Below are 9047 nucleotides of genomic sequence, written 5' to 3' on the forward strand. Positions count from 1 at the left end.
GGCAGGGTGAACAGCAGGGTGACGAAGGAGGCGGTTTTCAGGTCGAGACCGTATTCGCCCACGTAGTACTGGGGCAGCCACAGGGTCAGGGCCAGGAAGCCGCCGAAGACAAAGTAGTAGTAGAGGCCGAAGCGCCATACCCGCAGTTCCCGCAAGGGGCGCATTTCCTCTGCCCAGGATTGCCGGGTTCTGGGGCGATGGCTTTTATCGGGTGGCGGCCAGCTGAAAAACCAGAACAGTACGGCGATCGCCAGCAGTACCGTGCCGTAAATGTTGGGCACCGCCTGCCAGCCGTAGTTGAGGATAATCACCGGCGCGACCAGGTTGGTGATGGCGGCGCCGGCATCACCGGCGCCAAAAATGCCCATGGCGGTACCCTGCAGGGGCCGCTCAAACCAGCTGGAGACGAAACTGATGCCGGTGGCGAAGGTGCCGCCGGCGATACCCAGTACCAGACCGAAGGCCAGGAACTGGCCGAAGGTTCTGGCGTAGGGCAGGGTGAACAGTGACAGCGCCACGATCAGCGACTGGCTGAAAAAGATGATGCGCCCGCCAAAATGCTCCGCCAGCACCCCGCTGACCAGCCGGGCCAGGGCCCCAGTGAAAATCGGCGCCGCCAGCAGCAGGCCGAAGGCGGTGTCGCTGAGACCGAGGTCGGCCCTGATTTGCAATCCGAGAATGGCGAATAGCGTCCAGGCGGCAAAGTTGGCGGCAAATGCCGCTGTGCAGACGCCGAGGCCATACCATTTTTGCTGGTTGATTGCAGTCATGGGCTTTTCATTTGTTCCAGAATCTGGGCTGAATGTATAAATAGGCGTAGGTCTTCAACATGACCTGTATCAAGCATCGCGGGACCTGTAGTCAGGCTATATTTTCTAAATTACCACCTAGGTGGTAGTGAAGAGATTTTATAAATCCCTTAAAAAACAGACTGTTGTATTGGTGTGATTGGAGAGGGGCAGTTCGCTTTCCCTAATGTGGGTATTTGGTGGTAATGACGATGGCAACGACCCTGGCCGGCAGGAAATTGCGTTTTTCCCAGTCGATTGCGATTCAGGTGCTGATCCCGGTGGTGGTCATTGGACTGCTGGCATTGACGAGTATGCTGGTGTCGCTGCTGGTGACCCTCCACACCCAGCACGATGCCGAAGCGATCAATATCGCCGGCTCCATGCGCATGCAGTCCTATCGCATCGCGGTGCAGCTGCAGCAGGCTGCCGAGGGTTCGGCGGATCGAGCAGAACTGGCCAATACCCTGGCGGAGGAGCGCCGCTCCTTTGCCGAAAAACTGTACCGCTCGAGCATCGCGCGGGTGGCGGGGAAGAGTTCGGAAGAACCCCTCAAGCGAGCCTACGAGCAAGTGGTGGATAACTGGGAACAGCGCATGGTGCCGGCACTGTTGTCACTGACGTCCGGCCAGCCATTGACCCGGGAGGCACTGGCGGCAGCCAGCCGGGAATACCTGGGCCACGTGGTGGAGAACGTCAGCGATATTGACCAGCTGGTGCTGGGTATCCAGCAAAATACGGAAGACAAGATCGAGTTGCTGGGCATGTACGAGGGGCTGAGTATTTTCCTCTCTTTCCTGGTGCTGGTTTTCATTGTGATGCGCGCCGACCAGAATCTGGTGCGACCGCTGAAGGATCTGGTGCGGGCGGCCGAGCACACCAGTGTCGGCGACTTTTCCTATCGCACCTATTACGAGGCGGTCAATGAAATCGGCCTGCTGTGCAGCACCTTCAACGATATGTCTGCCAGCCTGGCCCGGCACTACCGCAAGCTGGAGGACATGGTGGATGAAAAAACCGCCCAGCTGCAGCGCTCCAACCAGATGCTGGATTTCCTCTACAACACGGCCCAGCGCTTGTCCGAGGGGGTTGCCAGCCGCGAGAAACTGACCGACATCATCAGCGACCTGAAGTCGTTGACGGGCATTCCCCAGCTGTCGCTGTGCCTGGCCAATGAGGCCAATACCGACAAATTCGACCTGATTTTACCCGCCGGCGAGCAGCACCAATGCCTGATCGGCGACTGCCTGAGCTGTTTCATGCGCCCCGGCGGCAGCCAGCAAACCCGCGGTGAAACAGCCTTTGCCATTGAGGATTCCAGTGATAATTTCGGCTTTCTCTATGTGAATACCGGGCAAAACCTGGTTCTGGAACCCTGGCAGCAACGGCTGATCGAGGCGGTGGTGGAGCATCTGGCGGCAGCCATGGCGCTGCAATACCGCGAAGGGTTGAATCGGCGGCTGATGCTGTTTGAAGAGCGCTCCATCATCGCCCGGGAGCTGCACGATTCCCTTGCGCAGTCCCTTTCCTACATGAAAATGCAGGTGGCGCGGCTGGTGCGACTGTTTGACCGGCAGGCGCCGGAAGAGCAGATTCGGGAGGGTCTGGCGGACTTGCAGCAGGGACTGAACGCCGCCTATCGGCACCTGCGCGAGTTGCTCACCACCTTCCGCCTGAAGCTGGACGCGCCGAGCCTGTACCACGCCCTGAAAGCCACCGTCGATGAGTTTGACCGCCAGGCGGAAGGGCTCGAGGTGCGGCTGGAATACGGGTTGGGCCACTGTCCGCTGTCCCCCAACGAGGATATCCACGTGCTGCAGATTATTCGCGAAGCCATGACCAACGCCCTCAAGCATGCCCAGGCCGGGCTGATCGAGTTGCGCTGCGAGCGCGGTCCCGACAATATGGCGGTCTTTCGGGTGGTGGACAATGGCATTGGCATTGCGGTCAACCCGCACAAGGAGCATCACTACGGCCTCTCCACCATGCAGGAGCGGGCGGCTCTGTTGCACGGCCAGCTGGCTATTCAGCCGCTGGCAGGGGGGGGAACCGAGGTGGTGCTCCGTTTTGTGCCGGAGGCCTTTGCCTGAGTAAATTGATCAACTATTCACCTGCGCCAGATCAATTAGTCTTTACTGGCGGATGGCTAGACTAGGCTTTCAGTGAAAACCGCATAAAGAGAACTGCCGTGAATGATGCCGTGAGCAAGTTAATCCTGGTGGATGATCACCCCATGTTGCGCAAGGGGGTGCGTCAGCTGGTGGAACTGGAAGACGACATGCAGGTGATCGGTGAAGCCGGCAACGGGCGGGAGGCCATTGAACTGGCGCAACAGCTCGAGGCCGATCTGATACTGCTCGACCTTAGCATGAAAGGCATGGATGGCATCGAGACATTGCGGCAAATGCGCGATGCCGGGATTGGCTGCCGCATCGTGGTGTTCACCGTTTCCGATGAGAGCAGCGACATGGTCGCCGCCTTCAAGGCCGGCGCCGACGGCTATCTGTTGAAGGATATGGACCCGGAGGAACTGGTCACCCGCATTCGCGATGCCTGCGTCGGCAAGATGGTGTTGTCCCACGAGTTGACGGAAGTGCTGGCCAAGGCCTTTCGCGACAACGCCCGGCGCGAACAGGATACCGGTTACGACTCGCTGACCCGCCGCGAGAAGGAAATCCTGCGCATGCTCGCCGCCGGGTTGAGCAACAAGATGGTAGGCCGCGAACTCGATATCGTCGAGGCCACGGTCAAGGTACATGTCAAACACCTGCTGAAAAAGCTGGGTCTGCGCTCCCGGGTGGAAGCGGCCGTCTGGGCAGTTGAACACCACAAGAACTAACGGGAGGCCACAGCTTGCCATTTTCCCTTCCCCGCAGCCGTCACTGGGCGGACCGGGCCGAGGCCCTGGTGTTTCCGCTACTGAGATTGGTGCCGTTCGCGCCGCAGAAAATACTGCTGGAAAAACTGCTCAACCCGTTGCTGGCGGAAGCCCTTGCGGAAGGGGAGCTGGACTTTCTCGCTGACCGCTCGGTCGCCATTCACTTCACTGATCTGGACACGGGCTGGCGCATCGGTTGCGACGGTCGGCAACTGCAGGTGATGCCCCTGTCCGGCACTGCGGACGCCGCCATTCGCGGCAGAGTGCGGGCCTTCGCGCTGCTGGCCGCCGGCCGCGACGATCCCGACACCCTGTTTTTTCGCCGCGAACTCAGCCTGGAGGGGGATACCGAACTGGGCCTTGCGGTCAAAAACCTGCTGGACAGTGTCGAGCTGGATACCCTGCCGGCCCCCCTGCGGGGACTGCTGGCCGGTGCCAGCACACTGGCGAACTCAATGGCCTAGCCCGAACCGGAAAACCCCGTTCGGTGCCTGCTTTCAGCTTTCCCCGGCGAAGCTGTCCATGCCCGGGTTGCCGTACCAGTATCCGTTGCAGAACTCCTCATCCGGGCGATCGCTGGCGATCAGTGGCGGCGGCGCGGTTGCGCCGTTGCGCGCCCGATCAAATTGCGCCAGCGTCTCGAAGGTGCCGCTGGCGGCGGGACTGATGCGCAGTATATCCACCCCCATCTCCTCCAGCTCGCGGTAGGCCGGCAGCAGATTGTAGACCCGTCCGGACTGGGTCTGGATACCGTTCAGGTTGAACAGAATCCGATTGTCCCGGGTGTACAGGGGCAGGCCGTCCGGGTAGTCGAGACAGCTCAGCCGGCAATCGTCCTTGGCCAGGTTGAGGGCGCGGGCGGTGAAACAGCGGGCCGAGTAGGCCAGCGGCAGGTGGCCGTGACAGAACACCTCCGTTTCGAGCTGCTCGCCGATACCCAGTTGGCGCAACTCCTCGAGAATGTCGCGCAGGGTCTCGCGGTTCAGTTCCACCGGCATTACCCAGCGCATCAGCCCGGCCCTGTGCAGCTGGCGCAGGCTCCTGGCGTTGTAGATATTGATGGCCGGGCCGGCGACAAAGGGTAATCTTCGCTCCGAGAGCAATTCCACCGCCGCCATGTCGTTGGCTTCCATCAGGCAGCCGCTGTGTTCACAGAGTTTGCGCAGGGTCGCCAGGTCGGCGCGGGATTCGATCAGCGCCAGGGTGGACAGCACCAGCTGTTTGCCGGCCTCGGCCAGTGACACCGCCAGTTCCAGCCAGTCCTGCGGGCGCAGTTCCCGGCGCTTCGGGCACACGGTTTCGCCCAGGTAGACGATATCCGCGGGGGAGTGCAGGGCCTGTTGATAAAAGTCGTCGATCCGCTGTCGCGGCCAGTAGTAGAGAATCGGTCCCAGGGACAGTTGCATGCTGGTACTCCTTGATGATTGCCGCCGGTTGATTACTGCCACGGCCGGGCATAGGCGCCGAAGGTGGTCTGGCTGCCCTCGGAGACCCTGGCCAGTGCGTCCTGCCACTCCCGCTTCGGGCTGAAAGCGGCGCCGGCATCGCGGTAGTGATCCAGCGCTTCCCGCCACACCCGCACCACCTGGGCCACATAGGCGGGACTGCGCTGGCGCCCCTCGATTTTGATGGCCGCAATGCCGATTTCCGCCAACTGCGGAATCAGCGCCAGGGTGTTGAGGCTGGTGGGCTCCTCCAGTGCGTGGTAGATGTTATCCGAGACGTTGAAGCGCCCCTTGCAGAGGGTGGGATAGCCGGCGTTTTCACCGGCCTTGAATCGGTCGATGAGTACGCCGTTGAGGCGCGATTCCCGGCCGGCGGAGGTCTCCTGCCAGCGCACCGCGCTGGCAGGCGAGCAGGCGCCGCAGGTATTGGGGGATTCCGCCGTGACATAGGACGAGAGATGGCAGCGACCCTCGGCCATGATGCACAGGCTGCCAAAGCCAAACACCTCCAGGTCAACGGGGCTAATGGCAGCCAGTTGCCGCACCTGGTCCAGGGACAGTACCCGCGGCAGCACCGCCCGGCGGATGCCGAAGTGACGCCAGTAGTAGGACAGTGCCGCCGCGTTGGTGGCGGAGCCCTGCACCGACAGGTGCAGGGGCTGTTGCGGATGGTGCTCCCGGGCGTAGTCGAGCACGCCCAGGTCGGCGACGATCAGCGCGTCGGCGCCCAGTGCTACGCCCTGGTCCACCGCCGTCTGCCAGGCGGGCCAGTTGTGGGGTTGCGGGTAGGTGTTGATCGCCACGAACAGCCTGACGCCGCGGCTGCGGGCGTATTCCAGCGCCTGCCGGGCCTTGCCGTCGTTGAAGTTGAGACCGGCGAAATGGCGGGCGTTGGTGGCATCCCGGAAGCCGATATAGACGGCATCGGCGCCGTTATCCACGGCCGCCTTGAGGGCGGGCAGGCTGCCAGCCGGACAAACGAGTTCCATAATCACTCCGATTACTGTCATAAAAAAACGTCCGGAAGAACATGCTTCCGGACGTCAATGCCCTGGGGGTAGTAGGGCAGCCTTGGGTTGCCTGATAAAACTATTCCGCAATGGGTACCAGCAGCACGCATTGTTTGGCCCGGTGGACGACCCCGGGCGCGGTGCCGCCGATCAGGGTGTCGTAAAAGGGGCTGTGGCCGCGATTGCCCAGCACGATGAGGTCGGCATGGAGCCGATCCGCGGCCTGTACCAACTGGTCGACGGCCTTGCCTTCCAGCATCAGGGCGCGGCAGTTAACCCCCTGCCCGTTGATGTCGCTGGCCATCGATTGCAGCCGGGCTACCGCATCGCCGTAGGCGGACTGTATATCCGCTGTCACTTCCTCGACATTGGCGCCCTCGGCACCGGGCAGCTCTGTTTCCACGGTGGCCAATACCAGTTCGGCGCCGTAGTGGCGGGCCATATCCGTCGCGACACTGAGGATACGATCCACATTTGAGTTCAGGTCGATAGCGGCAAAAATGGTCTTCATGGCTCAACGCCTCCGGGTGACCGAGAATTCCTGACAGCCCAAATACTGCAATTGTCTGTCGTCTTTTAAATTGATGTACATCAAACATAGGTTGTCGCAGCCGCTTTCTTAGGAGGTACCACTAAAAATACGATCCCTGGAGGTCGCTGTGGATGCTGCTGAATTTTCCCTGTATCCGATTGTTTTTATTGCCGTTATTTTTGATCTGAAGCTACTTCTTTGGTGGTATTTAGCGGATGTGGACGCCGCCTGTGAAGAAATGAACGATGACCTGGATCAACTGATTTCAGCCACCCTGTGGGTAGATTCACGTGGTCGGCCCGCTGTCGACGTGATTTCTGTCAGGCGCTGTACCCGCGAGGAGAAAGACCATGTCTCAGGCAAAGATTAACTTGCTGGACCTGAAAGACCCGAAAATCAAAACCCTGCATATCACCTGGTTTGCCTTCTTTTTGAGTTTTGTCGTCTGGTTTAGCCACGCCCCGATGCTGGCGGTTATCAAGGAAGCATTCGATCTCAGCGCCCAACAGGTGAAGGCGCTGATGATCCTGAATGTGGCCATGACCATTCCGGCCCGGATACTGATCGGTATCCTGGTGGACAAGTTCGGGCCCCGGCATGTGTACGCCGGCCTGCTGATATTGTCGGGGGGGATTTGCCTGCTGTTTGCCTCCGCCAACAGCTATGAGCAACTGGCGCTGTTCCGATTCCTGCTGGGGTTTGTGGGGGCGGGCTTCGTCATCGGCATTCGCATGGTGGGTGAGTGGTTCCCCGCCAAACAGGTGGGCCTGGCCGAAGGCATCTACGGCGGCTGGGGCAACTTCGGCTCCGCCGCTGCCGCCATGTGCCTGCCGACCATCGCATTGATGTTCGGTGGCCCCGACGGCTGGCGCTACGCGCTGGGCTTGACCGGTGTTATCGCCTCCGCCTACGGGGTGTTTTACTACCTCCATGCCCGCAACACCCCGAAGGGTTCCACCTATTTCAAACCAAAAAAGTCCGGTGGCCTGGAAGTGAGCAGCTGGCGGGATTTCTGGTTCTACCTGGTGATGAACATTCCCATGTACGTCGCCCTGGCGGTACTGGCCTGGAAACTTTCTCCCTCCAATCTCGGCCTGCTTTCCGCCACCGCAGTGGAGTCCATTTACATCGGCCTGGTGCTGCTGTACTTCTTCCAGTGCTACCAGAGCTGGAAAGTGAACCACGAGCACCTGACAGAGGGTGTGCCGGAGATGCAGCACTACCAGTTCAAGCAGGTGGCCATTCTCGACTGGTCGTACTTTGTCACCTTTGGCTCGGAACTGGCGGTGGTGTCGATGCTGCCACTATTTTTCCTGGAAACCTTCCAGGGGCTGGACCCGGTCAAGGCCGGCCTGCTGGCATCCGGTTTTGCGTTCATGAATCTGGCGGCGCGCCCCGGCGGCGGTTGGTTGAGCGACCGGTTCGGTCGCCGCAAAACCATGATGATCCTGATCGCCGGGCTGGCGGCGGGTTATTTCCTGCTCAGCCAGATCAACGGCAGCTGGTGGATCTCCCTGGCGGTGATCGCCACCATGTGCTGTTCCTTCTTTGTGCAGGCGGGTGAGGGCGCGGTATTCGCCATGGTGCCGCTGGTACAGCGCCGCATGACCGGGCAGATTGCCGGCATGGCGGGTGCCTACGGCAACGTGGGTGGGGTGACCTATCTGACCATTCTGTCATTCGTCGACTACAATACCTTCTTCCTGCTGATTGCCGCTTCCGCGGGACTGGTGTTCCTGGCGGTACTGTTCCTCAAGGAACCCTCCGGCAAAATCGCCGAGGTGCTGCCCGATGGCCGGGTGGAACTGATTGATGTGACCTGATACAGGTAACGGACTTGTGGCTGGCGGTGGGGTGCGCGGCAACTGAATGGATCATAACAACGCCTTTCAAACAACGGTTGGCAGCTACTCGGATGCCGGGGTCAAAGCCGTCAACGAGGACGCCATCGGCGTGCGTATCCCCGAGGGCCATCTGCTGAATATCAAGGGCGCGGTGGCCGCCCTGGCGGATGGCGTCAGCACCGCCGAAGCCGGCAAGGAGGCCGCGGAACTCTGCATCAACAGTGTCCTCTCGGACTACTACACCACCCCCGAGACCTGGAGCGTCAAACACGCCGTCCAGAAAATCCTCACGCCGTTGAACCGCCAACTTTACAACCTCGGCCATGAAATTCATGACGAGGCGCGCGGTTATATCACCACCCTCAGTATTCTGGTGATCAAGTCCCATCTCGGTTACCTGTTTCACATTGGCGACAGCCGTATCTACCGGCTGGGGGCGGAGGACCGGCAGTTCACCCAGCTGACCCGGGATCACACCGCCGGTATCTCCGCGGAACAGAATTACCTGATTCGCGCCATGGGCATGGACACCAGCCTCAATGTGGATGCC

General features: G+C 60.6%; 10 protein-coding genes. 6 read left to right on the forward strand and 4 right to left on the reverse strand.

Going from position 1 to position 9047, the window contains the following annotated elements; all coding sequences use genetic code 11:
• Positions 1–770 (reverse strand): MFS transporter (locus ABY948_RS09245; protein WP_461482244.1); only part of this gene is annotated, 770 nt, incomplete at its 3' end.
• A 230-nt stretch (positions 771–1000) separates the two neighbouring features.
• On the opposite strand from ABY948_RS09245, the gene ABY948_RS09250 reads away from it, so the two are divergent.
• From ABY948_RS09250 to ubiT, 3 genes are all read left to right on the forward strand, one after another.
• The gene (locus ABY948_RS09250) at positions 1001–2878 is read left to right on the forward strand and encodes a type IV pili methyl-accepting chemotaxis transducer N-terminal domain-containing protein (RefSeq protein ID WP_461482245.1); all 1878 of its coding nucleotides are present in this window, start codon (positions 1001–1003) and stop codon (positions 2876–2878) included.
• 98 nt (positions 2879–2976) lie between these two features.
• Entirely contained in the window at positions 2977–3627 is a 651-nt protein-coding gene (gene narL / locus ABY948_RS09255; protein ID WP_461482246.1) for a two-component system response regulator NarL, read from the forward strand.
• A 14-nt stretch (positions 3628–3641) separates the two neighbouring features.
• A complete protein-coding gene (ubiT, locus tag ABY948_RS09260; RefSeq protein WP_461482247.1) occupies positions 3642–4130 on the forward strand; it encodes a ubiquinone anaerobic biosynthesis accessory factor UbiT in 489 nt (162 codons plus the stop codon).
• 33 nt (positions 4131–4163) lie between these two features.
• Here ubiT and ABY948_RS09265 read toward each other — a convergent pair whose 3' ends face one another.
• The 3 genes from ABY948_RS09265 to ABY948_RS09275 all read right to left on the reverse strand — a co-directional run bounded on the left by ABY948_RS09265 (position 4164) and on the right by ABY948_RS09275 (position 6632).
• Positions 4164–5072: a U32 family peptidase gene (locus ABY948_RS09265; RefSeq protein ID WP_461482248.1), complete on the reverse strand. Its 909-nt coding sequence runs from the start codon at positions 5070–5072 to the stop codon at positions 4164–4166.
• A 32-nt stretch (positions 5073–5104) separates the two neighbouring features.
• Positions 5105–6100, reverse strand: a complete 996-nt coding sequence (ubiU, locus tag ABY948_RS09270; RefSeq protein WP_461482253.1) for a ubiquinone anaerobic biosynthesis protein UbiU — start codon at positions 6098–6100, stop codon at positions 5105–5107.
• A 100-nt stretch (positions 6101–6200) separates the two neighbouring features.
• Positions 6201–6632, reverse strand: a complete 432-nt coding sequence (locus ABY948_RS09275) for a universal stress protein (protein WP_461482249.1) — start codon at positions 6630–6632, stop codon at positions 6201–6203.
• A gap of 148 nt (positions 6633–6780) precedes the next feature.
• On the opposite strand from ABY948_RS09275, the gene ABY948_RS09280 reads away from it, so the two are divergent.
• From ABY948_RS09280 to ABY948_RS09290, 3 genes are all read left to right on the forward strand, one after another.
• Positions 6781–7023, forward strand: coding sequence for a hypothetical protein (locus ABY948_RS09280; protein WP_461482250.1), 243 nt, complete (start codon positions 6781–6783; stop codon positions 7021–7023).
• Positions 7004–8476: a NarK family nitrate/nitrite MFS transporter gene (locus ABY948_RS09285; protein ID WP_461482251.1), complete on the forward strand. Its 1473-nt coding sequence runs from the start codon at positions 7004–7006 to the stop codon at positions 8474–8476. The genes ABY948_RS09280 and ABY948_RS09285 overlap by 20 nt, the downstream gene beginning before the upstream one ends.
• A 46-nt stretch (positions 8477–8522) precedes the next feature.
• Positions 8523–9047: PP2C family protein-serine/threonine phosphatase (locus tag ABY948_RS09290; RefSeq protein ID WP_461482252.1), on the forward strand; the 525-nt coding region annotated here is incomplete at its 3' end.

This window comes from Porticoccus sp. (assembly GCF_041592135.1).
GTDB lineage: Bacteria > Pseudomonadota > Gammaproteobacteria > Pseudomonadales > Porticoccaceae > Porticoccus.

What these genes read in the sequence shown, in the direction of transcription:
- ABY948_RS09250 (WP_461482245.1), top strand. Translation starts at nt 1,001, where the DNA reads ATGGCAACGACCCTGGCCGGCAGGAAATTGCGTTTTTCCCAGTCGATT.
- ABY948_RS09265 (WP_461482248.1), bottom strand. Translation starts at nt 5,072, where the DNA reads ATGCAACTGTCCCTGGGACCGATTCTCTACTACTGGCCGCGACAGCGG.
- ubiU (WP_461482253.1), bottom strand. Translation starts at nt 6,100, where the DNA reads ATGGAACTCGTTTGTCCGGCTGGCAGCCTGCCCGCCCTCAAGGCGGCC.
- ABY948_RS09275 (WP_461482249.1), bottom strand. Translation starts at nt 6,632, where the DNA reads ATGAAGACCATTTTTGCCGCTATCGACCTGAACTCAAATGTGGATCGT.
- ABY948_RS09285 (WP_461482251.1), top strand. Translation starts at nt 7,004, where the DNA reads ATGTCTCAGGCAAAGATTAACTTGCTGGACCTGAAAGACCCGAAAATC.